Here is a 26,120-nt window from a genome sequence, read left to right as displayed (position 1 = left end):
ATTGAATTGATTTTTTATGTTTTTTATTGTTGACAGTCCATTAAAACCTTCATTCCATCAGGATTCAAATCAATTTGTTCAAATACTGATTGAATGTTTGTCAATGGCTGAATATCCGTTATCATGTTTTCAAAACCTACCTTATTCTCGGTGACAAGGGTAATAGCGCGTTCATAATCTTCTTTTTCATACACCCTTGCCCCTATGAGCCGTAATTCTTTCCAGAAAAATTTAAAAAGATCGACTTCTTTTTTTTGACCGTGAATCGCGACCATAACTATTCTACCCCTGATACCTGCAACTTCGGTCATAATATCTAAAGTAGCCTGAACACCGGCTACCTCAAAGACCACATCGGCCCTTCGGTTTTCGGTACGATTCTTCACTTCTTCTATTAAATCGACTTTGGTAGGGTCAATAACATTCAAACCCAATTCTTTTGCTTTTGCAATACGTTTTGGGTTGATTTCAGAAACAAAAACTTGAGCACCAGTCTGCTGGGCTACCAAAGCAACAAGAAGACCAATAGGCCCACCGCCAAGTACAACAGCGGTTTCATGTTTCTTTAATTCACTTAATCGAACATCGTGAACAGCTACGGCCAAGGGCTCAATAAGTGCGGCCAACTTTAAATCGGTATTTTTTGGGAGCTGATGAAGGGTAAAGGCGGGAACGTTCCAAAACTGTTGCATAGATCCTGGACTATCAATGCCTATAAATTTTAAGTTCTCACAGATATGGTTAAACCCTTTATCTGAAGGTAAAACTCCCCTATCATCCAATGGTCTGACTACCACTTTATCACCAACCTTGTAATTCGTTACATCAGCGCCAATGGCATCGATTGTGCCCGACATTTCATGACCAATGGTCACTGGCATTTGAACACGTTTATCCATCATACCATGGTAAATATGAACATCTGTACCGCAAACGCCCGTGTAGGCTACCTTTATACGAACTTCATCACTGAGCGGATCAACTTTGGCTTTATCAATCACCGAAAAGGTCTTATTACCGATATATTGGGTGGATTTCATTCTTTGTGTAATCGATTGTATTTAAAATGGGCCATAAAAATACTAGCTAACTTTGAATAAGCAATAAGCAGCGAAGAATTTTCTTTACTTTTTGGGCAGCACCTATTTTAGTTCCAATGGTTCGACTGTATTACCATCGTTACCTCTTATTGCCAGATAGCCTTCAATCATTTCTTTTAATTTATCGGGATGACTGCTAGCAAGATTATCGCTTTGGCCTATATCTTCCTTTAAATTATATAGTTGATATTCTTTTGAATTGCCCAATTCGATATCAACTTGTTTGTTTACAGCGGCACCTTCATACGGTGGTATCATTACCCAATTTCCTTCCCTAAAGGCTGTTCTACTGGTAGCTTCCAAAATCAAATGATTACGACCTTCTTGGCTATCTCCCAAAAGAACATTCAATAAATTTTTGCTATCTTCAGTTTTCACATCACTATCCACCAAACTGCCTAAGGTAGCCAAAAGGTCGATTTGCGAAATAAGTGCTTCGGAAACCCCCGGGGTTATTTTACCCTTCCAATAAGCAAAAAACGGAACTCTGGTTCCCGCCTCGAACAAACTATATTTACCCCCTCTCAATGGCCCTCTTGGATTATGGTTCCCCACTTTCTCAACGGCATCATCATAATAACCATCATTCAATACGGGGCCATTGTCACTCGAAAAAATAATCAATGTATTTTCTAACAACCCCTCAGATTCTAGCATCTGAACAAACTGCCCTACAACCCAATCGGCTTCTACTATCACGTCGCCCCTCGGGCCCATACCAGAGGTGCCAACAAATCTTGGGTGCGGTGTTCTTGGCACATGGGGCTGTTGAAGAGCATAGTACAAGAAAAACGGATTCTTTTTATGGCCTTGAACATAAGATTTGGCTTTATTTAAAAAATGGTCGGCCATGTCAATATCAGACCATTTAGCCGCCTCTCCCCCTTTCATAAAGCCTATTCTAGGTATTCCGTTTACAATGCTGTTATTATGGCCATGATGCCATTTCATAGTAGTAAGTTCAGGATTATCCTTGCCCGTGGGTTCGCCTTCAAAATTTTCTTCATAGTTGACATAAATAGGGTCATTGGGGTCTAAATTGACAACGTGGCCATTTTCGATATAAACCGTAGGCACCCTATCTTGCGTTGCAGCCAAAATATGACTATAATCAAAACCAACTTCATTGGGGCTATGTGCTATTCTCTGGTTCCAGTCTACATTTCCGTTACCAAGGCCTAAATGCCATTTGCCCACTATTCCCGTAGAATACCCTTTAGTTTTCAAAACTTTGGGCAGCGTTATTTGACTCGTGTCTATAATAAGAGGAGCAGTACCAGGCAGAATCTTGGCATTTTTGTTTCTCCATGGATAAACACCGGTTAACAGAGCATACCGGCTTGGGGTGCAGGTCGCAGAAGTAGCGTAACCATTGGTAAATCGCATACCTCCATTGGCAAGCTTGTCTAAATTTGGTGTTTTTAATTCAGTCGCACCATAAGCACCCATCTCTCCATAACCTAAGTCATCCGCATATATAATTACAATATTGGGTTTTTCTACTTTGGGGGCTTTTTTAGAAGCTTCCGGTTTTTTCGTCTCTTGACAGGATATTAATAGTAAAATAACCCATACAAAAGAGGTCAACAGTGAGCGTATAGTGATCGATGTGGAATTTTGCCTTTTTGTAGTAGTTGAAATCTTTTTAGGATTGGTCATAGTATTTTTTGATAGGATGGATTTATACTCCTTCGAATAATAAGGGAAAGAACTTACCTTGCATTTTTTGCCCTTTAGGTATAATAGGAACCCCCGCTAGCAGTTCATCGTCGGTATTACTCACCGTACCATCTGCAAAAACATTTAGAACGAAAGCCCTTCTGCTTCTCTCCGATTTATTTTCGTAGGAACCATGAACCATTAAAGGATGGTGAAAAGTGGCAAAACCCTTCTTAAGTTCAATAGGTACAGGTTTGTCAAATTGTTCCTTTTGTTCTGTAGAGAGATAGCTCTTTAAACCGTTCATATCCCCTGCAAGAGTTGGAGCTTCCAAGAGTCCCCATTTGTGACTTTTGGGAATATAGTGTAAACAGCCATTTTCGGTGGTTGCATCATCAAGTCCCGTCCAACAGGTCAGATGCTGCATCGCAATTGTTCGCGTCCAATAAGAATAGTCTTGATGCCATGCTACCACACCCCCATGCCTAGCGGGTTTACAGAATAACTGGTCATGCCAAAAACGAACCGGCCTATCATTCAATAGTTGATAGGCGGCCATCACAAAAGCAGGGTTATAAAGCACATCATGAAAACCTTTTGTAATACGCCAATGACCTAACGAATGAAACAGAACCGAATTTGGATCATTCGATTCATTGGTATGAAACTCATAGAACAAATGGTGGCCTGGGTGCTTGGGGTTGGTTAATTCTTCCAATTCCTGGTTTAAAAGATCGACTTGGTCTTCATCTAAAAGTTTGATACCTGACACGTAACCTTCTTCGTGAAAATGCTTGACCTGCTCGTCGGTAAGTCTATAAGCATCCCACTCTCCTGTTGTTTTTGGCCAGTGAAATAAATCGCTTATTAAATGTTGTTTTTCAGAAAGATCACCTATGAATTGCATACGCATGAAATTAACCTTTTATTTATTTTTAATACCATTTCCACCAAAAATCTTAGAAACCTTTAAAAATAATACAGTTAACTTAGTTTTTTTATAATTTAGGCGTATCTCACCTCAGGTAATTACTAAATCTCAGATAGTGAATGAATTACATAGTTTGTGAAAAACCTAGGCAATTCCATTTAAAGGAAAAAGCCTATCCTTCAAGAAATTCTGGTGAGGCGCTTCTAAAAATTACCAAAGTTGGTATTTGTGGTACCGACCTTCATGCCTACGCCGGTAACCAAGCCTTCTTTACATACCCCAGAATACTTGGTCATGAATTGGCGGCAGAGGTCTTGGAAATAGATAAAAACCAAAGGAATATTAAAGCCGGAGACAAAGTGGTAATTATGCCCTATTTGAGTTGTGGCAGATGTATCGCTTGCAGAAACGGAAAAACCAATTGTTGCGTAGACATGTCTGTTTTGGGTGTACATACTGATGGGGGTATGCAAGAAAAGTTAGTGGTGCCCGAAAATATATTGTTACCAGCCAATCAACTATCCGATCAAGAAACAGCTATAGTAGAATGTTTGTCTATTGGTGCGCACGCCGTCAGAAGGGCCAATTTAGAATCTGGTGAACAGGTCGTGGTGATAGGTTGTGGTCCTATTGGCATTGGGCTAATAAAATTTGCTCAGATTAAAGGAGCTCATGTAATAGCCATTGATATGAACCAAGATAGACTCGACTATGTCAAAAAATATTTGGGCGTAGAGCATACCGTTCTAGGTGGCCAACAAGCTGTTGAACACGTGAAAAAAATGACCGGTAGTCAAATGGCTACTGCCGTTTTTGATGCCACTGGGCACAAGGGGGCGCTAGAGTCAGGTGTCGATTTTATGGCTCATGGCGGTAGATATATTTTGGTGGGCCTTTCGAAAGGTGAGCTTACATTTTCGCATCCTGCTATTCACGCCAAGGAAACATCGATTCTTTGCAGTAGAAATGCTGCATTGGTCGATTTTGAACATGTGATAAGCGTATTGGAAAATGGAGAATTTCCTGTTGCGTCTTTTATAACCCATAAAGTTCATTATACCGATATGATTGCCAATTTTGAGAATTGGTTACAGCCTGAAAATGGAGTCATAAAAGCGATGGTCGATTTTCAATAACATTTTGATTACCCATGATTATAGACAGTCATCAACATTTTTGGATCTACAACAGTAAAAAACACGCTTGGATCGATGACGAAATGGCAAGCATTCGAAAAGATTTTCTACCTGAAGATTTAAAGCCAATTTACCAGCAAAACGAGGTAGATGCTTGCGTGGCCGTGCAAGCGGATCAAACAAATGCAGAAACCAATTTTCTTTTACAGCTTGCCAACGAAAACGATTTCATAAAGGGTATTGTGGGTTGGATCGACCTACGTTCCAGAAAAATAGTAGCAGAGTTGGAGTCTTATCAAGCGCAACCTAAGATTAAAGGTTGGAGGCATATTGTTCAAGGTGAAGCCGATGTCAATTTTCTTTTACGAAGTGATTTCTTAAATGGAATTGCCCAACTTGAGCAATTCGAGTACACCTATGATATTCTGGTGTATCCCCACCAATTGGGAGCAGTTCTCGAATTCGTGAAAAAATTCCCAAATCAAAGATTTGTAATTGATCATTTAGCCAAACCCTATATCAAAGATGGTTTTTTTGACGGATGGGCCATTTTGATGAAAGAAATTGCAAAAAATGAAAATGTATATTGCAAGCTTTCAGGTATGATTACCGAAGCTAATTATACCAACTGGTCTGAAAAGCAGCTAAAGCCATACATAGATTTAGTAATGGAAGCTTTTGATGCTAAAAGAGTCATGTATGGCTCTGATTGGCCTGTTTGTTTGGTGGCAGGCACTTACACACAGGTAATTGATATCGTTAGAAATTATATCGGGTACTTAGACGAATGCGATCAACAAAGGATAATGGGTAAGAATGCCCAAGAATTTTACAACTTATAATTAAGGGCTTTTATCCCCCTTTAAAAAAAACAAACAACTTAAGAAATGGATTTACATTTAAAAGATAAAGTAGTTGTCATTAGCGGAGCCGCAGGTAAATTCGGTAGTATAGGTGAAACTATTTTAATGAGATTGGTAGATGAAGGTGCTATTCCCGCCATTATCGACCGAAACGAAAGAGGTGCTGTCTATGCCGAAGAAATTAGAAATAAAGGCGTCGACGCACACTTTTGTCAGACTGACGTAACAGATCCTGAACAGGTGGAAAATGCCATGAACGAAATCAGCAAAAAGTATGGTAGAATTGATGTTGTTCTTAACAATGTAGGGGTAAACGATGGTGTCGGTTTAGAGGCCAGTTATGAGGAGTTCATGAACTCTTTAAAGCTCAACATGGTAAGCTATTTTTTAATTGTAAAACATGCCCTACCCTATCTTAAAAAATCAAAAGGCAATATTTTGAACATCGGTTCAAAAGTAGCCCTTACAGGCCAAGGAAGAACTTCGGGCTACGCTGCATCTAAAGGCGGTGTACTGGCATTGACAAGAGAATGGGCCGTTGATTTGGTTACTTATGGCATTCGCTCCAATGCCATTATCATTGCCGAAAGCTGGACACCATCTTATGATACTTGGATCAAAACCCTACCCGATGGGGATAAAAAACTAAAGTCAATAGTCGAAAAAATTCCTTTGGAAAATCGAATGACATCGCCAGAAGAGATAGCCAATGTTTGCCTCTTTACTATATCAGACCGTTCTTCACATACCACTGGTCAGTTCATATTTGTCGATGGGGGGTACGTACATCTAGATCGAGCACTATTGACAGAAAACTAGAAGCCTGAAAACCAAGTAAACCAAACCCTCAACATGAACAGCAACAACAAACAATCAGTAGTATCAAAAGCGGTACTCGTGCCTTTTATTTTGATTACCTCACTTTTCGCACTATGGGGATTAGCAAACGATATGACCAACCCAATGGTGAGAGGTTTTCAAAAGGTATTGGAGCTAAGTAACACCCAAGCCTCCCTAGTTCAGTTAGCTTTTTATGGTGGTTACTTTACGATGGCTTTGCCGGCTGCTTTATTCGTCAACAAGTTTTCGTACAAGAAAGGGGTTCTTTTGGGCTTGGCTCTTTATTCAATAGGGGCCCTTTTATTCTGGCCAGCTGCGGCCAAAGAAAGTTATGGCTTCTTTCTGGCTGCCTTGTATATCTTGACATTCGGTTTGGCTTTTTTAGAAACTACGGCTAACCCTTATATTCTATCAATGGGTTCGGAAGAAACTGCGACCAGAAGGTTGAATTTTGCCCAAATGTTCAATCCGATGGGTTCTATTCTAGGGTTGCTCATAGCCCAAAATTTTGTTTTAGGTGCCCTGCGTTCAGATGATGTGACCGAAGATGGCATCCCCATTTACGACACCCTTTCAGAAGCGAGCAAAAGCCTGATCAGAACCAGTGATCTTGAGATTATTAGAAACCCATATGTTATTCTAGGGGTCGTTGTCATTTTCTTTTTCCTTTTGATCAGTTTCATTAAAATGCCACAAAATAAAAGTCAAGAGGCTAAAGTAAAGTTTTCAGCGTCGATTAAAAGGTTATGGAAAGAGCCTAAGTTCGTTTTTGGGGTGATTGCCCAAATGTTCTACATAGGCGCTCAAATCATGTGCTGGACGTACGTCTACCAATATGCGGAGACCTTGGGTATCGATGCACAATCGGCAGTATGGTATGGCCTGGCCGGCTATATTTTCTTTTTAGTAGGAAGAACGGTAGGTACCGCTTTATTGGCCAAAATAAATTCGGGCAAATTGTTGATGCTCTTCGGTTTTGGTGCCATGCTCTCGCTTTTAGGAGCTATTTTTCTCCCTGGTATGTTGGGTATCTATGCGCTGCTCTTGACATCGTTTTTTATGTCGATCATGTTCCCGACCATTTATGGTATTGCCTTAGAAGGTCAGGGTGAAGACGCCAAATTCGGAGCTGCTTTTTTAGTAATGGCCATTGTCGGTGGAGCACTATTGCCATACCTTCAAGGCTATATGCTTGATTTTGGTGGAAACGGATATGAGGATGTTCGTTTCTTAGGGGTTTCAGAAATGCGCTTTTCATTTGTTCTTTCATTTATATGCTTTTTTATTGTTGCTATCTATGGAAGAAAAGTTTATACCAGTTACCAAATCAAGTAATAAAACAATGCCTAAAAACACTAAACGATATTTCTACTCCTGTGATTTAAAGGACAATGCCGAACTCATTGCCGAGTATAAAGCGTACCATGAAGTGGGTGGGGTACCAAAAGAAGTCATCAAAAGCATTAGGGATGCCGGCATCATCCATATGCAAATATCTTTGACCGGAAATAGAATGTTTATGGTTATGGAAGTTGATGACACCTTCGACCCAGACAAAAAAGCTCAAATGGATGCCCAAAATCCTGCTGTGCAAGACTGGGAAAAACTAATGTGGAAGTTTCAGCAAGCCCTGCCTTGGGCAAATAAAGGAGAAAAATGGGTGCCGCTCGAAACAGTTTTTGACCTAAAGGAGCATTGAAATTACGGTCGGCTAAGCAACGTAATTCACTAAGGTTCCAATATGTTCAATACTTATACGAATCTCGTCTTCCGATTTTAAGGTAAACTCATCCGGAGGAATAATTCCCGTTCCGGTCATTAAGAAGCATCCAACGGGAAAATTACATTCCCTGAAAAGGTAATCTACCAAATCTTGATGTTTCCTTTTCATTTGACTGATGGCAATAGTGTCTGAAAAAACAGATGAGCCAGACCTTAAGATCTCAAGGGTAATAGTGGTGGTTTCAACAATTGGGTCTTCAGAAACTAATATACATGGGCCCAATGCAGCACAACCTTCGTATGTTTTGGCCTGTGGCAAATAGAGCGGATTCTCTCCTTCTATACTTCTTGAGCTCATATCATTTCCAATAGTGTATCCTTCAATGGTACCTTTTGAACTTACTAAAAGTGCCAGTTCGGGCTCTGGCACGTCCCAACCGGAATCTTTTCTGATACGTACCTTTCCATTGGGGTCAGCCGTTCTTTGACGAGTGGCCTTAAAGAATAGTTCAGGTCGATCGGCATCGTATACACGATCATAAAAGGTGCCGCCTCCCGCTTTTTTTGATTCTTCCATACGCGCTGTCTTACTACGCATATAAGTTACTCCAGAGGCCCAAATTTCATGGTCTCCCATGGGTTTTTCCAGTGTAGCACCGTTAAGGCCTTCATTTCTCTTCTCGAATGAATCTAAATCGTTCACCAAAGCGCTAAACAAATTTTGTCTGTTTAAAAAAGTATTCCAATCGGTTATCTGTTTTTCATAGAATTGACCTTCGTGTTCAATAATGGCAAGCGCTTGGCTTTTGTAAACTTTCATAAAGTTGTAGTTGATCGTTTTGTTTGTCTAAAAGTAACGGTTTTTTGTTTCTTTTTTAAGTAGAATACGTACACTTTTAATTTTTAGGGGATATTGTTTTATATTCGGCTTTCGAACCTTTAAACAATAAAAATATGTACGGCATCAAAGACAAGATTGCCATAATTACAGGCGCCAGCGGTTCATTGGCCGGTAGTATCGCCAAAAGTTTTGCCCAGGCCGGAGCTCAATTGGTCTTACTCACCCGAAAAGAATCATCTTTGAACGAACTTATCGGTGAAATAAATGAGTTAGGTGGTAAAGCTAAAGCCTATGAGGCCGATATACTAGATGAAGAATCGCTTATAAAAGTCAAGAATCAGGTAATCGCAGATTTCGGAAGAATTGATATTCTTTTGAACATAGCCGGCGGAAACCTTCCAGGGGCCACTATTGCCGTTGACAAAACCATATTCGACCTATCAATTGACGCTTTTAGAAAAGTAACCGACCTTAACCTCAATGGTACGGTCATTCCGTCTATCGTTTTTGGCAAGGCCATGAGTGAACAAAAAGAGGGGGTCATCATCAATTATTCTTCAATGGCCGTAGAACGCGTTATTACACGTGTTGCTGGTTATTCCGCCTCAAAGGCAGCCATGGAGAACTTTACCAGATGGATGGCGGTAGAGATGGCCTTGAAATTTGGTGAGGGTATTCGGGTAAATGCCATTGCACCTGGTTTTTTTATAGGAAAACAGAACCGTGCACTTCTTACCAACGAAGATGGATCTTACACCCAAAGAGGTCAAGATATAATTAGAAACACACCGATGGGCCGATTTGGCGAAGTAGAAGAGCTTAATGGGGCTGTGCAGTTTTTATGCAGTGATGCCGCCAAGTTCATAACGGGTATAGTTTTGCCTATCGATGGTGGTTTCAGTGCCTTTAGTGGTGTATAACTCTCAACAACTCATTCTAATCATTAGCATAACTTAAATTACTACAATGGAACAAACATGGCGTTGGTACGGGCCAAGTGATCCCGTAAGCCTTCAAGATATCAAACAGGCCGGTGCTACCGGTATCGTTACCGCTTTACATCATATTGCCAACGGCGAAATATGGCCGGTAGAAGAAATAGAAAAGAGAAAAAAAGTACTTGATGAGTATGGCTTGGTATGGTCTGTGGTCGAGTCTTTACCTATTCACGAAAACATCAAGACCCAACAAGGTGATTATAAAAAGCATATTGAAAATTACAAACTAAGTTTAAAAAACTTGGCCTCATGTGGGGTGACCACCGTATGCTATAATTTTATGCCCGTTTTAGATTGGACTCGAACCAGTCTTGACTTCGAAGTAGAAGATGGTTCAAAAGCACTTTCATTTGAATTTAATGCTTTGGCCGCCTTTGATCTATTTATTTTAAAAAGACCAAATGCGGAAGCTACCTATACCGAATCGCAAATTGCCGCAGCCAAAGAGCGGTTCGAAGCAATGAACGATAATGATATCTGGGAATTGGTCAAAACAATAATCGCTGGCTTGCCAGGTTCTTCAGAAGGATATCCCGTACCAGAAAAAGGTTTTGATCTGAGTAAGTTTCAAACCATTTTAGATACTTATGATCAAATCGGTGAAGATGAAATGCGAGATCACTTAGTTTATTTTTTACAAGAAGTGGTTCCTGTTGCCGAAGAAAATGGGGTTCGACTCTGTATTCACCCAGACGATCCACCATTCTCTATTCTAGGCTTACCGAGAATCATGGGTACAGAGGCAGATTATGCCTATATCTTTGAAAAAGTACCATCAGTACATAATGGCATTACATTCTGTACCGGATCATTAGGTGCCCGAGGTGATAATGACATTTTACAAATGTTCAAAAGGTTTGCCGACCGTGTTCACTTTTTGCATTTGAGAAGTACCAAACGAGATGGTAATGGCAATTTCTATGAAGCGAACCACCTTGAAGGTGACGTGCCCATGTACGAATTGGTGAAACTAATATTGGCCGAAGAAAAAAGAAGAACATATGAAGGCCGCGAAGATAATTTAATACCGATGAGGCCAGACCACGGTCATCAAATGTTAGATGACCTACATAAAAAAACCAACCCCGGTTATTCCGCTATTGGTCGCTTACGCGGCTTGGCAGAATTACGGGGATTGGAACTAGGTATCAGAAAATCTTTTTATTAACTAGCTTCTTATAGTCTTGATCAAGGCCAGGGTTTCTTTTACCTTGGCCTCAAGACCATCATAGTCTTTTGCGGCCAAAATCTCTTTACTGATCAATTGAGAACCCATACCCACACAGGTAACACCGGCCCCGAACCAACCTCTTAGATTCGCCTCTTCGGTACTCACGCCGCCAGTCGGCATAACGCTTGTCCATGGTTGTGGGCCTTTAATGGCCTTTACAAAGCCAGGACCGTATGTAGAACCAGGGAAAAGTTTAATGATTTCGCAACCAAGTTCTTCTGCCCTATTGATTTCCGTAAGGGTTCCGCAACCGGGAGACCACAATACCTTTCTTCTATTACAAACAATGGCAATGTCTTCCCTTAATGTAGGGGTAACAATAAAATTGGCCCCCATTTGCATAAAGAGACTAGCAGCGGCGGCATCGGTTATCGAACCTACTCCCATTATCATTCCGGGCAATTCCTTCAAAGCGAATTTGTTCAGTTCTAGAAACACCTCATAAGCGAAATCGCCTCTAGCCGTAAACTCGATCAAACGAGCGCCACCGTCATAGCAAGCTTTTAATACTTTTTTTCCTAGCTCAATGTCAGGATGGTAGAACAAGGGTACCATACCCGTTTCTTTCATCACCTGAGCTACTTCCAATCGTGAATATTTAGCCATTTTATATAATCTGTATTAGCATTTAATTAGAAAGTTACCTTATCGAGCTACCCTTCCGGAAGCGTCGCCTCCCATTAATTTTTCAACTTCATCTACGGTAACCAAGTTGGCATCGCCCTTGATAGTATGTTTTAAACATGAGGCGGCAACGGCAAAATCCAAAGCGTTTTGGTCATCTTCAGGATATTTAAGAAGTCCGTAAATCAAACCTCCCATAAAAGAATCTCCGCCGCCTACCCTATCGACAATGTCGGTAATTTGATATTGACGGGTCTCGTACATCTTTTCACCATCGTAGAGAACGCCCGCCCATGTATTATGCGATGCAGAAATAGAACCACGAAGTGTAGTGATGACTTTTTTAGCTTTTGTAAATTTTTTCATCATCTGTTTACAAACCGATAGGAAAGCATCGGCTTTTACATCATGACCATGTTTATGAACGTCTAGCCCTTCAGGGTGGATTCCAAAGTGCTTTTCGGCATCTTCCTCGTTTCCTAAAATCACGTCACAATAAGATGTTAACTCGGTCATAATAGCCTCCCTATCACCACCGTATTTCCAAAGTTTTGCCCGGTAATTTAAATCGGTAGAAATAGTAATACCTTTAGCACTAGCCGCTTTTACGGCTTCTAAACAGGCATCGGCCGCTCCCTGCGAAATAGCAGGTGTAATACCTGTCCAGTGAAACCATTCGACACCTTCGAAAACAGCATCCCAATCGACCATTCCCTTTTCGATTTCCGCCATGGCCGAATGCGCCCTGTCGTAAACCACTTTACTGCCCCGACTTACGGCACCCGTCTCTAAAAAATAAATTCCCAAACGGTCACCACCATAAATAATCTTATCGGTACCGACCCCTCTTTTTCTCATCTCCATCAAAGCACATTCCCCAATGTCATTTTTGGGCAATCTGGTAACAAAGTCTACTGGCACGCCATAATTAGCCAATGATACGGCCACATTACTTTCTCCGCCCCCATAAACCACATCAAAACTGGTCGTTTGCGAAAATCTTAAAAATCCTGGTGGAGATAATCTCAACATGATTTCTCCAAAAGTCACTACTTTCTTCATTATATGCTAAATTGTTTTGTTCGCCCTATCTTAAGTTAAAGGTCGATTTTAGATGGTATCGAAAATAAAAATTTACAAATGATTTATGTAGCAAATAGATTAGAAAAACCTTTAATCAATCGTGTTTAACAATATAAAACCTAATTGAGATATTTATTAAACAATACGATAGGTTAAGCAATATTAATCACCGGATGCATCTGTTATAGAAAGTTTTTTCGGTGGTCTTTTGTGCCAATAGGATGCTAAAATGGATCCGGTAATGTTCATCAACGGACCGAAAACCGCAGGTGCCAGACCCATTGTGGCAATCTTACCCAACGAATTGGCTATACCCGAAGCCAAGCCACCATTTTGCATACCGACCTCAATAGCTATGGTACGGGCATCTTGTTCTTCCATTTTGAAGAGCTTGGCAAATCCGTACCCAAGTCCGTACCCGAATATATTATGTATAAGCACCAAAATCATAAGAATGCCCCCAATATCCAATAGGCTGTCTCTACCCGCTGCGGTTATAATGGTAATTATAACTCCTATGGCCAACATTGATACCAAAGGCATGGCCTTATCTAGCCATTCGGTCTTGAACAGTTTGTTAAAAAGCAAACCGGCCCCAATAGGTATAATAATCATCTTGGTTATACTCCACATCATATCAAGAACATTGATTTCGATGAACTCCCCGGCCAAAAACTTCATTAGAAGAGGCGTTAGAAAAGGAGCCAATAAGGTCGCAATGGACGTAATGGTAATCGACAATGCCAAATTTGCCTTCGCCAGATAGGCCATTACGTTGGAAGCCACACCACTGGGCGAGCAACCTATCAAAACAATACCTGCTGCTATTTCTGGTGGGAAATCACTGGCCTTTGCAAGACCAAAGCCTACCAAGGGCATAATCAGCAGCTGTGCCGCTACCCCAATCATAACACCACGGGGCGTTTTAAAAACACCCGCAAAATCTTTGATGCTCATTGAGGTTCCCATTCCGAACATAATAATCTGTATCAAAGGAATGATAAGACCCGTAAGCTTAAAATCACCCACATAGGTAAACAAATCAGGGTAATATAGAGCTGCTGATACTCCAGCAAATATCATTGTAGTAAAAACCAGCCCATTTAACATTTTGTAGCCACTGAAACCCAAGGCCAAAAGGGCGAAAAAGGATAAGAATAATATGCCAGCCCCGCTGATATTACCCATTACAATCATTATGATAATGGCAATTAGAATAACAGCAGCAACGACAAGGCTTATAGAGTAAAGATTAATTTTTTTCAAAGCGTAGAATTCTAAAGTTTATATGCCTGTCTGGCCAACAGTAGCCATTTGCCCGATTTTTTCTGCCAAGTCATCATTACACCAATGCGCACATCAGCCTTCTCGCCATTATTGGTACCATTGGCGACAAAGATGTGGCGAGCGATCCCGGTATCACCTGATACGGTAATTTTCTGCTCTTCCGGTGTGATGGAGAAAAAATCAAAAGAACCGGTCAAAACCGCCTCTACATATTCACTTTTATCTTCAATCGTACCACTTGAATGACCATAAGTCAATTTCTCTGAAGTTAAATTTTCAAGAACTGACTTATTTTGAGATACCATTGCCTCATATAACTTTTTGACATTGGCATCTATTGCAGCTTCGTCTTTTGACTGTGCAAAAGTAAAGGTGGTCATTAGTCCGACCAAGACAAATAATAGAATTCGGTTTTTCATTTTTTTGGTAATTGGTTACTCGGTTTGAGGGATTAAAAATTAAGATTAATTATAATGTTCTTTTAAATAATCGTCCAGTTCTTTTCTGGTCATTGGTAATTGTGCGTTCGGATATTCTTTCAGCCACTTCAAAAAATCTGCTTTAATGGCATCCGTCCATTTGGTATCAATTTGGCCCGGGGTATAAGTTTTCTCGCGCAATCTTTGAAAGCCGAACAAATCACGTAAGCCCACAACTTCTGAAGAAATCACCAATTCTGCTACGAAATGTGAAGGTATGAAAATAACTCCATGTTGATTGGCCAATACCACATCGCCCGGTAATACGATGGCCCTGCCAATTCTTATAGGATTATTAATGCTGGTAAGCATCTGTTCTGCCAAGTACGATGGGTCGTCACCACGGTACCAACCATTGAAACCTTCAATATTCAGTAATCCCGCTACATCACGAACACCGCCATCAAAAATGACACCGTTCTGAGAGTTTGTGTAAATGGCATTACCCAAGTTTGAACCTATCAAGGTACCATCAATGATACGCCCGTAGCCATCTGCTACGTATACATCTCCTGGTTCCAATATTTCTATGGGCCATGAATTGCTACCGCCAATCGTATCTCGCTTTTCTTTTCCTCCTTGAACTTTTACTACCTCTTTAAAATCAGGTCGCAAAGGCATATACTGTGCAGTAAGAACTCTTCCGCTCATTACCTGATCAGGATGCAAAATCTTCCATTCTCCATCATATTGATTATGGTAGCCCTTGCTTCTCAAATAGCCCCACGCCTCTTCGATTTGAATATTCTTGATTCTTTTTAATAGAGCATCGGAAACTTTTGGGCGACCGTCTTCAAAGCGCTCACCTTTCCAATTAGACGTAAGTTCTTTAATATATTCAGGGGTTGCGGCAACACCCTGTGAAAAAATTGAACATGTGAAAAATATAAGAAGTGACGAAAAAAATACTTTTTTTCTCATTTGTATTGTATTGTGGTTAGAAAGTAAATATGGATTTTAAGATTTATTCGAACAATGTAATAAATTTTAAGGTCGTAAGCGAATTTGTTGAACGTCCCCGAACGGAAAGCTCGGGGAGCTCAACGGCAACCAAACCAACTCAAACAAAACTCTAGTAACTACCTATTTTGCTATGGCTTGATTTTTAAACACGTACCTTTTTAACTATAGGTACGGTCGTGAGACATTAAGGTGTTCCACTGGTCTGTAGGAGCAAAATAGCTCTTGTCTTTTGGGTGAACATGCTTTTTGAGCACTTCTTCGTTCAACTCGATACCCAAACCTGGTGCAGTTAGAGGTACGGTAGCAAAACCTTTGTCTATCATTTTGAAACCGCCAACGGTGGTTACCAAATCTTCCCACCAAGGAAGATCGACCGAATGGTGCTCCAAAGCCAAGAAGTTCTGCGATGCTGCCGCGCAATGTACATTGGCCATAAAGGAAACAGGCGTGCCTGCTTGGTGCATGGCCATTGCGATACCAAACTCTTCTGCATAATCGGCAATTCTCTTGGTTTCTAAAAGTCCGCCAGAAGAAGCCAAATCTGGGTGAACGATATCTACCGCTCTTTCATGAATCAGAGGTTTGAAATCTTTCAACAAATAAATATCCTCACCTGTAGTGGTAGGCGTATCAATGGAACGTGTAATTTCTTTCCATTGTTCAGTGTATTGCCATGGCACCATATCTTCGAACCAGGCCAATCGGTATTTCTCCAACGCCTTGGCCAACCTCATGTTATTGTTCATGTCAAAATGCCCATAATGGTCGGTAGAAATAGGAATTTCATACCCCACCATATTACGAACATCCTCAACTACCTGTTGTAGATGTTCCAACCCTTTCTCAGTAATCTGTATCTGGGTAAAGGGGTGCATGGTATTGCCATAAGACATGTAATTTCTCTGGTCGCCCCATTGAGCTAGATTGCCCTTGGAATCTTCCCAGAATTTGCCATTGACGACGGTATCTTTCATACCCTTTAGTTCCCCTATCGAAACATCCATTTTAAGCCAAGTATATCCTTGTTCCTTTACCCTAAAATTGATTAAGCGCTGTTGCTCTTCAGGAGAATTGGCTTCAGGAGTATCAGCATATAATCGAACCTTGTCTCGATATCTACCCCCCAATAGCTGCCAAGCTGGAACGTTATAGGCCTTTCCGCAAAGATCCCATAGGGCCATTTCTACAGCACAGACCCCACCGGCCTGTCTTGCCGGTCCACCAAATTGCTTGATGGTCTTGAATATCTTTTCGACATTACAAGGATTCTCGCCTAGGATTCTACTTTTGAGCATAAGTGCATACTTGACATCGGCTGCGTCACGCACTTCGCCCAAACCATGTATGCCTTGATTGGTCTCAATTTTTATAATCGGGGTACCCCCCATTACATTGGTAACCACATAGCGCATATCGGTGATCTTCAATTCAGAAGGTGCCGAGGCCCTATTAACTTTTGAAGTGGTCTCTGCAACCCTATCTTCGAAAGAATAGCCCATAAAGCTCGATAGTGCAATACCGCCCAAGGCCGTTTTCTTTAGAAAATTACGACGGTCATCTCCGGTTTTAGGATTATTGATTTCTTCTTGCCGAGATGCTGCGTATGCCTTTTCTTCCGCTTTATTTTGAGCAATTAATTTCTGTAACGTGTTTTTCATATCTAGTATTCTTGTTTGGATTTCTTGAATTTATTGATCCCACCAAATTTTGGTTTCGAGGTTATCGGCTCCCATTCTTGATACCGCCGCACCTAAGTTTTCATTATTTGTTGCCACCTCAGAATTGGGGTATGTCAATCTATTAATGAAATCAGTGCTTATATCTTGTGCCGGATAGGTATTTCTATCCAATGCAGGAAAACCGGTTCTTCTAAAGTTAGCAAATGCCTCGGGCCCATTCATAAAACAAGAAACCCAGTATTGATTTCCTATTTGTTCCAGTGCATTACCGGCATCAAAAGGGTTTTCGGCCAAGTAGGCCTCAATATCTTCATTCAGTATTTCGACCGAAGCATCATACTCTACCATAAGTTCCATATGCGCCCTAACCCCTTGATTGTATAGCTCGGTGGCATCACCACTCGTCCATCCCCTCACAGCGGCTTCAGCCAATAATAATTGGGTCTGGCTATAGGTAATAATATACATGGGTGCCGTTTGCTTGGCGATACGAAACCTATCTATTTGTGTAAAGTCATAAAAACTTGCCAAACCTAGATTGGATGCAACAGCGCCTATGGTCCCATTATCATAACCCATAGGCATACCTACCTGCTCTTCAGGATCTTTTACGCCCGCATCAATGGTTTGATCGGGTCCGGAGGTTGCACCTACGAAGCGAAGCGCCAACGATTCTAACCTTGGGTCGTTGGTAGAGGTAAGAAAGTCAACGAAAGTATCGACCATATAAAAGTTATTTGCTTCTGTTGCATTCAAAAGAGAACCCGCATTGTTGGTGAAATTGCTATCATGGCGGACCACATAGTTATCATCGTTTGACTGCATTACACCGCCAGCAATAGCATCATTGACCGTTTGCTCGGCCAAACCCGGATTCACCTCCGACAAATGCATGCCAAGTCTCAGAAGCAATGAATATCCAAATCTCTTCCATTTTTGGATGTCTCCTGAATATAGTACTTCACCATTTTCAGAAGGGGCCGACTCACTTAAGGCCGCAGTCGCTTCTTTTACTTCATTGATCAAATCGGTATAAATGGCTTCTTGGGCGTCGTAGGCCGGTAGCACAATCTGATCAGATATACCCTTACCTGCCTCAGAGTAAGGCACATCTCCATACTCATCGGTTAAGATCATAAACGTCATTGCCTGTATAAGGCGGGTCATTTGAAGTAAGTTGGGTCTTTCCGGAGCTTCTTCAGCTTGAAGTTGACCCATTATATCCCCGGTATTCTTGATAACATTTTCATAGTATTTAACCCAATGATCATCGGTCACATCCCTATTGTCTTGATTATAGTTAGCACCTGTCAAAACACCAGAGTTTGGTGAAACAATTTGCTGCACTACCCCCAAATCATAAATCAATTGGGCATTGGAAAACGAGGTGTTGATAATGGCATTGTTCAACAAGAATATAGGATCGACACTATCGCTCGTAGGGTCTACATTATTGGTATTAATTTCATCGAAATTTTTATCGCATGATATGACCAGGAAAACCATTCCGAAGGCCATAATTCTATATATTATATTTTTCATGATGTTTTCCATTTAGAATTTACAGTTAAGGTTAAAACCTATACTACGTGTAGTGGGAACACCAGTTGACTCAAGCCCGGAAACATTATCGGAGCTATAACCGAAAGAATCAGGATCAATATTCGGCACCCATTTTTTAATGATGAAAAGGTTGTTAGCGAAAAGATTGACAGTTACCCCTTTAAAAAAGGTATCGTCTGAAAGTAAATCGCTGAGGTCGTAACCCAAGTTCAACTGTCTGAACTTCCAATACCCACTATCATACACGATAGGTTCTATCAACTGTTGAGAGCGAACAACTTCCCAATAGGTTTGCGCCGGAGTGGCCACCGTATTAGGTTGCCCGGCCTGATTAACTCCGTCACCGACTACACCTCCTTCACGCCCCTCTAAGGTCATTTTATGAAGACCGTGGCGTGTGGCATTGAAATTGGTTCCGGAAATCATTTTTCCTCCTAGTTTAAAATCGATTAAGAACGATGCACTAAAGTTCTTGTACTTAAAACTATTGGTGATACCACCTACCCATTTGGGTAAGGCGCTACCGAAAAAGACGATTTCATCTGATCGTAAAGGTCTACCATCATCAGCAAACATCTGTCTACCCTGATCATCGAATTTATAACCAAAGCCTGCTAATTGACCGATTTCTTCACCGACTACCTGATAGAGAAAACCATTAAATGCATGGGTACCCACCACAATACTCTCTCCTGGTGCATCTGTAAGAAGGCTTACCACCTTGGTTTTATTGTAAGATGTATTGAGGGTAATATCCCATCGTAAATCGTCATTCCTTATCGGCACCAAAGTCAATAAAGCTTCCACCCCATCACTTCTACTTTCACCACTATTTATCAAGGTGCTTACAAAGCCTGAAGTATTTGAAATTTGAGCAGGAATGATTTGATCGAACGTCGATTTACGATATACACTCAAATCTAAATTTACTCGGGACTCGAACATCCTTAAATCCAAACCTATTTCTGTTTCCTTAACGCGCATGGGCTTAAGGTTAGGGTTGGGCAACGTGCTAGTATTGGCGGAAGCCACTGGTTGCAGAAGTCCATCGGAATTGGCAAATAGATTTGTATTGATATTGTAAAAGAGCGCATCTGAATATGGTGGAACATCTGTATCACTACCCACCTCTGCATAAGCAGCTCTTAACTTACCAAAACTTAGCCATTCAGCATTCTCAAAAGCATTTGAGAAAACATAACTCGCGGAGACCGAAGGATACAAAATGCTACGATTTGCCGGTGATAAGGTAGTGAACCAATCGTTTCTAGCCGTAGCGCTTAAATAGTACGTATCTTGATATGAAAGATCTAAAGCTCCATACAATGAATTTACCCCACGCTCTGAAAAACTATAAATTGGATCTTTTACCCGACCGTTCTGAACCGTGTAAAGATCTCTAATAACAAAATCGGTCACGTTTGTTCGGTTCAATTTAGAGATTCGTTTCATTTTGTTACCTCCTAAATTGACACCTATATTAAACTCTTCTCCCAAATCTTTATTGGCCGAGATGAGAAAGTCTACGTTTGTTTCCCTAAATCTTCTTACTTCTTGCGTAAAGGTACCGTTTACGAAACCTTCCGGTGCAGGTGGTCTTGAAGCTTGACCGGTAGGAAAACCATTATAGGCCTGATCTCTTGACCAATAATCTTGGCCCACTCGAATCTGACCAAAGAGCCATGATAAAAAGTCATATTTTAAAGAAACATTACCAAAAATTCTATCCCTTTCAATTTCATTAAACTGTTCGCTTAAAGTAAAATAAGGATTGGTACGGTTTCTAAATCTTGAATAAACATATTCGTTGCCATTTTCATCGAACTTATTGGCATCCAATAAATCCAAAGGCATTGAATTCGCCATATTGAAAAGAGCGACCGGTATGGTATTGTCTTGCTGACCTACGTTAGGAGGATTGATATTTCTTTCATTGGAATAATTGATATTCGTAGTAAAAGAAAGTTTACGTGATAAAATATAACTGGCTCCTAAACCTACATTGATCCTCTTAAACTCATTGTTCGGAGTAATACCCTTGCTCTCTAAGTTAGACAGGGACAGGTTGAAGCCTCCTTTTTCACTATTTCCTGAGAGTCCAATTGAATTGGTTATATCTAAACCATGTCTGTAGAACTTCTCGATTCTATCATAGACGGGCTCATAAGGCACCTCAATTCCGTTAAATAGAACTTGCGTCATCCCTGGCTGAAAGCGTTCACCGAAAGACCATTGGCCAGAAGTAGGGTTGGCAGAAGTAGGTCTTACCCCATTCTCCCCTTGGCCATACTCATATTGATAATCTGTAAAATCTAACGGTTTTTGGTCAGCGATGCTTAAAGTATAGGTGACACCTATACCTTCACCAGAACCCCGGGTCTTAGTAGTTATCATGATAACGCCATCTTTTGCTCGAGACCCATACAGAGCGGCACCAGTGGCACCTTTTAAAATGGTCATACTTTCAATATCATCAGGGTTGATACTGGAGAAACCATCACCCCCATCAGAATAAACACCTCCGTCACTTGTGCCTAATTCGCCGCTACTTCCGGAACTTCCAACGTTGGTTCCGAAACTAGTGTTGTCTATAGGAACACCATTTACAACAATTAAAGGGTTATTTGTACCTGAAATGGACGATTGCCCACGTATACGTACTTTTGAAGACCCACCAGGACCTGTACCGAGTGCCGAAACGTTCACACCCGCAACTTTACCCTGTAAAGTATTCATAAAGTTAGAAGAACGGTTAACGTTCACCTCTTCGGCATCTACTTTGGCCACTGAATAGCCGAGTTTTCTAGTCTCCTGTTTAATACCTAGGGCCGTAACTACCACTTCATCCAAAGCTTCCGAATCTTCAGAAAGTTGTACGTTAATGACAGTGGATTGAGCGACAGGCACCTCTTTTGTGGCAAAACCTAAAGAGCTAAATACCAAAACAGCATTAGAACTGCCAGTAGTCAACGCATAATTACCGTCGAAATCGGTTGCCGTACCGTTCGTAGTTCCCTTTTCGACTACTGATACGCTCGGTAGCGGTACGCCGTCGGTATCGGTGACCACCCCACTTATTTCTTGTTGAATTGTTCTGTTTGAAGCAGCTATTTTTGATAGCGAAGAACCAAGAGATTTGGTGAGTATAATCTGGGTGTCCAGAATTTCAAATGCAATCGGTGTATTCTTAAAAAGGTCTTCCAGCACTCCAATAAGAGGAGTTTTGTTATAACTGACACTTACCTTTCTATTATAATTTACCTGATTGTCATTGTAGAGCACCTTGAAATCGGTCATCGACTCGATTTCGTGTAAAACTTTCTCAACGGTCACGTTCTGCAACTGTAGAGTGATTTTTGTATCGGCCGAAGACGGATTACCCTGAGCCTGGAAAAAAATAATGGCAAAAAGGCAAATGCTGAGTTTCATTTTGAGCCGTAACTTCAATGGATGAGGGGTACCACCCCCCAACCATATGATTGGGTTTTTCATATCTTTGTTCAAATTTAGATGGTTAACGTAGTGTAGATCACTCTAAATCGTAATCGGGAAATGTGCCAGCATTTTCCGATTTTTTTATGACTAGAGTTGTAGTAGTTTTGTTGCAGTTACATTAAATCATAGGCATTCTAGTTTAAGGTTTTTCAATTATTACATTTTTTCCGGTGACTGTAAATTTCATTGGATAGTTCTTGTTGAAAGCTTCAAAGACCTGACTAATGGTTTCAGTATCAAAACTGGCATTGAACCTTATGTCATTAAGTTCTTGATAGTTATTTTGAATTATAACATTATAGTTTCGCTCTAGCTTTTTAGTAATATCTTCAAAGGGCATGTGACTGAAAATAATTCGCCCGTCCATCCAACCCGTAAAAAGATCGGTGTTGGTCTCCCGAAACTCTATAGTCTTTAATTCTTTTTCCCAAATGGCCATTTCACCAGGAACCAAGCGTCTACTTGTCTCATCAAAATCAGTTGTAGAATCATAGAAGCCCACCGAACCCTCAACCAATACGGTTCTTATATTCTCATCCTCAGGATAAGCCGATAGGTTAAACTTAGTACCTAGAACCCGTATGTTAAGTTCGTTCGCATTGATGATAAACGGACTGTTCTTATCTTCTGACACATCAAAAAAACCTTCGCCGGTCAAAAAGATTTGTCGTGACTTGCCCTCAATAAATTCAACGGGATACCTCAAAGAACTGCCTGCATTCAAGTGAGCTTTTGTACCATCTGAAAGAATAAGAACAAACCGTTTGCCGTAAGGCACATTTACCGTATTATAGACCAATTTTTTGGCCTTCTTACCCTTGTGGTAAATAAGTTGATTACCTTGTTGTAGACCAACGCGTGTTCCGTCTTTATCATACACAGAGGCATTACCGGCTTCTGAAATTGTTTTAATGCTACCATCTGATAGCTGCAAGGTGATTTGACTTTCAGGATTTTCAGAAACTTGGGAAAAATTCGAATTAAAGTTATGATCCCAATAGAAATAGCCCGCCGTGAGACAGACCAATAATACCGCTGCATATTTGACAAATTGAAAGAAGTGTAACCGCCTTACCTTTCTTTTATCCTTTCGAATGGTATCAAGAAGTTTCTTTTTGGCACCGCCGGTATTGTACTCACTCATAACATGTCGCGTAAAAAAATCAATTTCCAAATAGGTTCTGAACACATTATGATTGCCCGACTTGCTCAAAGAACCATTAAGTTCATCAAGCTCTTCCGAAGAGATGGCATTTGTAAGGTATTTTGCCAATTGTATTTCGAAGTTGGAAAATCTCATATTGCGATATCTATCATTAATACGAGTAAATTTTACACTACCCTAAAGTTTTTTTGATATTTTTTTTCATAAATTTAATTTCTAACCAATTTTGTATTGCAGAACCCTATTTATGAGAATTGATTTTAATGACAATACCCTGCTTATTCAAAACCTCAAAAATGGTGATGAAAAAGCATATGAATATTTAGTAGATAATTACCATCATAGGCTGTGCGTGTATGCGAATAGTTTGGTAAACGATCACGATCATGCCGAAGACATTGTACAGAATGTTTTCATTCGCACATGGGAGAGACGCCACAATCTCAAAAGTAACTTCACCATCAAAAGTTTTTTGTATAAGTCTGTGCACAATGAATTTATCGATCAGTACAGGAAGAAAAAATCAGTCACGGCCTTAGAAAAAAAGTACATTGAAGAATTAGAGCGCTTTACCGAAAAAGATGAGGTTTTCTTTGAAAGGCTACTGAATTTGGTACAGCGAGAGATTCAAAACCTACCACCTAAATGTCGAAAGATATTTTTGATGAGCAAGCAAGAGGGCTTTACAAATGTTGAAATTGCCGAACAGCTAAATGTTTCCATCAAAACCATTGAATATCATATTACTAAAGCCTTTGCCATCTTGAGGCAAAAAGCAAATAAAGATATGGAGCCTGTTTTGTTTTTATTGTTCGGATTTAGAAGACCTAGCAAATTAAAAGCCTAATCTACCACCGTCAACTTAGCATCTTTTAAGATATCTCGCATCTCAGGATACTGCTCATCGGTATCTCTATATTTCTTGCGTTCTTCAATCAATGCCTTTTTCATTGTTGCGATAATAGGCTTGTACTCTTCTTCGTTAATGGCATTATGCAATTCTTTTGGGTCTTTCTGTAAATCAAAAAATTCCCAGGCCGGTTCGGTTGTAGTCTCAGAAGTTCCCTTTTTATTCAGCGGTTGCCCATAAAAAAAGGCCAGTTTGTAGCGTTCATTCCGAATTCCGAAATGAGACGGTCTTTCAGGGTGATGAAGCCAATACCTGTAGTACATTTGACTACGCCAGTCTTCAGGTGTATTTCCCTTAAGATTGTTCCTGAAACTTCTACCCTGCATATAGCCTGGTTGCTTTATGCCGGCATAGTCGGCCAGTAATGCCGGAAAATCAATGTTCAGAATAATATCATCTATTCTTTGCCCTCCTCTTATTTCTTTAGGATATCTAATGACAAAAGGCATGCGAAGAGACTCCTCGTATATCATTCTTTTGTCAAAAAAGCCATGCTCACCCAAAAAGTAACCTTGATCAGCTGTATAAACAACTATGGTATTATCGGCGATACCCTCTTCCTCTAGAAAATCAAGAAGACGACCAATGTTGTCATTAATGGCGGCACCACAACGCATAAAATCCTTAACTAGTTTTTGATAGATTTTTTTCCTTTTCTGTATGCTATCCATTCCATCAAGGGGATAAGGAAGTCCGGGATAGGTGGTCCACCAATTCTCGGGATCTTTGGTGGCACTGTCCCACCTATTGCCCAGTTTTTCCAGCTTTTGGCCAATAAATGTTCTTCCTGTTGTTTCGGGGCCGAAGTCATACAAAGATTCCGGTTCAGGTATTTCTTCATTCTCGTACAGTGACTCAAAGCGCTCAGGATAATCGAAAGGCTCATGTGTAGCCTTAAAATTACAGAACATCAGAAATGGTTTTTTATCATCCCTTTTTTTCAAATGTTCGATGGTCAAATCGGTAATAACGTCGGTTGAAAAACCCTTGTATTCTTTACCTGCAGAACTATTGTGACCATCTTTCCAATCTTCTTTAGTTTTTAAAATGGGATCCCAATACCTGCCTTGGCCGGGTAACACATTAAAATAATCGAAACCCTGAGGTTGACCTACCAAATGCCACTTGCCAATGATTGCAGTTTGATAGCCATTTTCTGATAGTGTTCGAGCCACATTTGGGTGCCCATCAGGTAAAGGTTCGTTCAGGGTATAAACTTGGTTAATATGACTGTATTGGCCTGTTAATATGCTGCCACGGCTGGGTGTACAGATACTATTGGTACAAAAGGCATTATTAAGAACGGCACCTTCATCTGCCAACCGCTTTATTTGGTCGTTTTTCACATAGTCTTTGAGAATACCTCCATAAATCCCCCATGATTGAGAAGTGTGGTCGTCAGAAAGTATAAAAAGGATGTTAGGCTTTTTTGTTTCAGTTTGAGAAACAGATTTTTGAAAAGCAAAAAAGCATGCAAAAAGAGAAAGAAGGCTAATCTTTTTAGAAATCATCATGATTCTGGTCTGGTTTGATGAGCAATATAGCAAACTA

General features: G+C 40.6%; 22 protein-coding genes. 8 read left to right on the top strand and 14 right to left on the bottom strand.

What is annotated here, in order from left to right; genetic code table 11:
* Positions 1 to 23: 23 nt before the first annotated feature.
* From D1013_RS11525 to D1013_RS11515, 3 genes are all read right to left on the bottom strand, one after another.
* Complete coding sequence (locus D1013_RS11525) at positions 24 to 1,040, bottom strand: zinc-dependent alcohol dehydrogenase (RefSeq protein WP_121848974.1); 1,017 nt, start codon at positions 1,038 to 1,040, stop codon at positions 24 to 26.
* 102 nt (positions 1,041 to 1,142) lie between these two features.
* On the bottom strand, positions 1,143 to 2,759 hold the full coding sequence (locus D1013_RS11520) for a sulfatase family protein (protein ID WP_121848973.1): 1,617 nt from the start codon (positions 2,757 to 2,759) through the stop codon (positions 1,143 to 1,145).
* A gap of 22 nt (positions 2,760 to 2,781) precedes the next feature.
* Entirely contained in the window at positions 2,782 to 3,666 is an 885-nt protein-coding gene (locus D1013_RS11515) for a phytanoyl-CoA dioxygenase family protein (RefSeq protein ID WP_121848972.1), read from the bottom strand.
* A 143-nt stretch (positions 3,667 to 3,809) separates the two neighbouring features.
* Here D1013_RS11515 and D1013_RS11510 point away from each other — a divergent pair, with 143 nt between their 5' ends.
* From D1013_RS11510 to D1013_RS11490, 5 genes are read left to right on the top strand one after another with little or no spacing between them, the layout of a single operon-like run.
* The gene (locus D1013_RS11510; protein ID WP_121848971.1) at positions 3,810 to 4,826 is read left to right on the top strand and encodes a zinc-binding alcohol dehydrogenase family protein; all 1,017 of its coding nucleotides are present in this window, start codon (positions 3,810 to 3,812) and stop codon (positions 4,824 to 4,826) included.
* Between the two features lie 14 nt (positions 4,827 to 4,840).
* The gene (locus D1013_RS11505) at positions 4,841 to 5,668 is read left to right on the top strand and encodes an amidohydrolase family protein (RefSeq protein WP_121848970.1); all 828 of its coding nucleotides are present in this window, start codon (positions 4,841 to 4,843) and stop codon (positions 5,666 to 5,668) included.
* A 45-nt stretch (positions 5,669 to 5,713) separates the two neighbouring features.
* Entirely contained in the window at positions 5,714 to 6,508 is a 795-nt protein-coding gene (locus D1013_RS11500) for an SDR family oxidoreductase (RefSeq protein ID WP_121848969.1), read from the top strand.
* Positions 6,509 to 6,541: 33 nt separating this feature from the next.
* Complete coding sequence (fucP, locus tag D1013_RS11495; protein ID WP_121848968.1) at positions 6,542 to 7,864, top strand: L-fucose:H+ symporter permease; 1,323 nt, start codon at positions 6,542 to 6,544, stop codon at positions 7,862 to 7,864.
* Positions 7,865 to 7,871: 7 nt separating this feature from the next.
* Positions 7,872 to 8,228, top strand: a complete 357-nt coding sequence (locus tag D1013_RS11490; RefSeq protein WP_121850701.1) for an L-rhamnose mutarotase — start codon at positions 7,872 to 7,874, stop codon at positions 8,226 to 8,228.
* A gap of 12 nt (positions 8,229 to 8,240) precedes the next feature.
* On the opposite strand, the gene D1013_RS11485 is transcribed toward D1013_RS11490, so the two are convergent.
* On the bottom strand, positions 8,241 to 9,071 hold the full coding sequence (locus tag D1013_RS11485; RefSeq protein WP_121848967.1) for a fumarylacetoacetate hydrolase family protein: 831 nt from the start codon (positions 9,069 to 9,071) through the stop codon (positions 8,241 to 8,243).
* A gap of 134 nt (positions 9,072 to 9,205) precedes the next feature.
* Between D1013_RS11485 and D1013_RS11480 the strand changes: the two genes are divergently transcribed.
* Positions 9,206 to 10,012, top strand: a complete 807-nt coding sequence (locus tag D1013_RS11480; protein WP_121848966.1) for an SDR family oxidoreductase — start codon at positions 9,206 to 9,208, stop codon at positions 10,010 to 10,012.
* A 46-nt stretch (positions 10,013 to 10,058) separates the two neighbouring features.
* Positions 10,059 to 11,258, top strand: a complete 1,200-nt coding sequence (uxuA, locus tag D1013_RS11475; protein WP_121848965.1) for a mannonate dehydratase — start codon at positions 10,059 to 10,061, stop codon at positions 11,256 to 11,258.
* Here the strand turns inward: uxuA and D1013_RS11470 are convergent, their stop codons facing one another.
* From D1013_RS11470 to D1013_RS11430, 9 genes are all read right to left on the bottom strand, one after another.
* Positions 11,259 to 11,927: a bifunctional 4-hydroxy-2-oxoglutarate aldolase/2-dehydro-3-deoxy-phosphogluconate aldolase gene (locus tag D1013_RS11470; protein ID WP_121848964.1), complete on the bottom strand. Its 669-nt coding sequence runs from the start codon at positions 11,925 to 11,927 to the stop codon at positions 11,259 to 11,261.
* 39 nt (positions 11,928 to 11,966) lie between these two features.
* Positions 11,967 to 13,007, bottom strand: coding sequence for a sugar kinase (locus D1013_RS11465; RefSeq protein WP_121848963.1), 1,041 nt, complete (start codon positions 13,005 to 13,007; stop codon positions 11,967 to 11,969).
* Positions 13,008 to 13,190: 183 nt separating this feature from the next.
* Positions 13,191 to 14,294, bottom strand: a complete 1,104-nt coding sequence (locus D1013_RS11460; protein ID WP_225621467.1) for a bile acid:sodium symporter family protein — start codon at positions 14,292 to 14,294, stop codon at positions 13,191 to 13,193.
* Between the two features lie 11 nt (positions 14,295 to 14,305).
* Positions 14,306 to 14,734: a nuclear transport factor 2 family protein gene (locus tag D1013_RS11455; RefSeq protein ID WP_121848962.1), complete on the bottom strand. Its 429-nt coding sequence runs from the start codon at positions 14,732 to 14,734 to the stop codon at positions 14,306 to 14,308.
* A 45-nt stretch (positions 14,735 to 14,779) separates the two neighbouring features.
* Positions 14,780 to 15,715 carry an RraA family protein gene (locus D1013_RS11450; RefSeq protein ID WP_121848961.1) on the bottom strand — a complete coding sequence of 312 codons (936 nt, stop codon included), beginning with the start codon at positions 15,713 to 15,715 and terminating at the stop codon, positions 14,780 to 14,782.
* A 200-nt stretch (positions 15,716 to 15,915) separates the two neighbouring features.
* Complete coding sequence (locus tag D1013_RS11445) at positions 15,916 to 17,415, bottom strand: mandelate racemase/muconate lactonizing enzyme family protein (protein WP_121848960.1); 1,500 nt, start codon at positions 17,413 to 17,415, stop codon at positions 15,916 to 15,918.
* A 30-nt stretch (positions 17,416 to 17,445) separates the two neighbouring features.
* Entirely contained in the window at positions 17,446 to 18,978 is a 1,533-nt protein-coding gene (locus tag D1013_RS11440; RefSeq protein WP_121850699.1) for a SusD/RagB family nutrient-binding outer membrane lipoprotein, read from the bottom strand.
* Between the two features lie 12 nt (positions 18,979 to 18,990).
* Positions 18,991 to 22,491 (bottom strand): SusC/RagA family TonB-linked outer membrane protein, encoded by a 3,501-nt coding sequence (locus D1013_RS11435; protein ID WP_205601244.1) that lies wholly within the window; start codon positions 22,489 to 22,491, stop codon positions 18,991 to 18,993.
* A gap of 142 nt (positions 22,492 to 22,633) precedes the next feature.
* Positions 22,634 to 23,794, bottom strand: a complete 1,161-nt coding sequence (locus tag D1013_RS11430) for a FecR family protein (RefSeq protein ID WP_121848959.1) — start codon at positions 23,792 to 23,794, stop codon at positions 22,634 to 22,636.
* Positions 23,795 to 23,906: 112 nt separating this feature from the next.
* Between D1013_RS11430 and D1013_RS11425 the strand changes: the two genes are divergently transcribed.
* Positions 23,907 to 24,506 (top strand): RNA polymerase sigma factor, encoded by a 600-nt coding sequence (locus tag D1013_RS11425; RefSeq protein WP_192466545.1) that lies wholly within the window; start codon positions 23,907 to 23,909, stop codon positions 24,504 to 24,506.
* Here the strand turns inward: D1013_RS11425 and D1013_RS11420 are convergent.
* Entirely contained in the window at positions 24,503 to 26,083 is a 1,581-nt protein-coding gene (locus D1013_RS11420; protein WP_205601243.1) for a sulfatase family protein, read from the bottom strand. The two genes, D1013_RS11425 and D1013_RS11420, sit on opposite strands and share 4 nt — an antisense overlap.
* Positions 26,084 to 26,120: the final 37 nt, after the last annotated feature.

It is taken from the genome of Euzebyella marina (genome assembly GCF_003687485.1).
Lineage (GTDB): Bacteria > Bacteroidota > Bacteroidia > Flavobacteriales > Flavobacteriaceae > Euzebyella > Euzebyella marina.
Note: the sequence above shows the minus strand (reverse complement) of the source record. Positions and strands in the feature narration are given on the sequence as shown.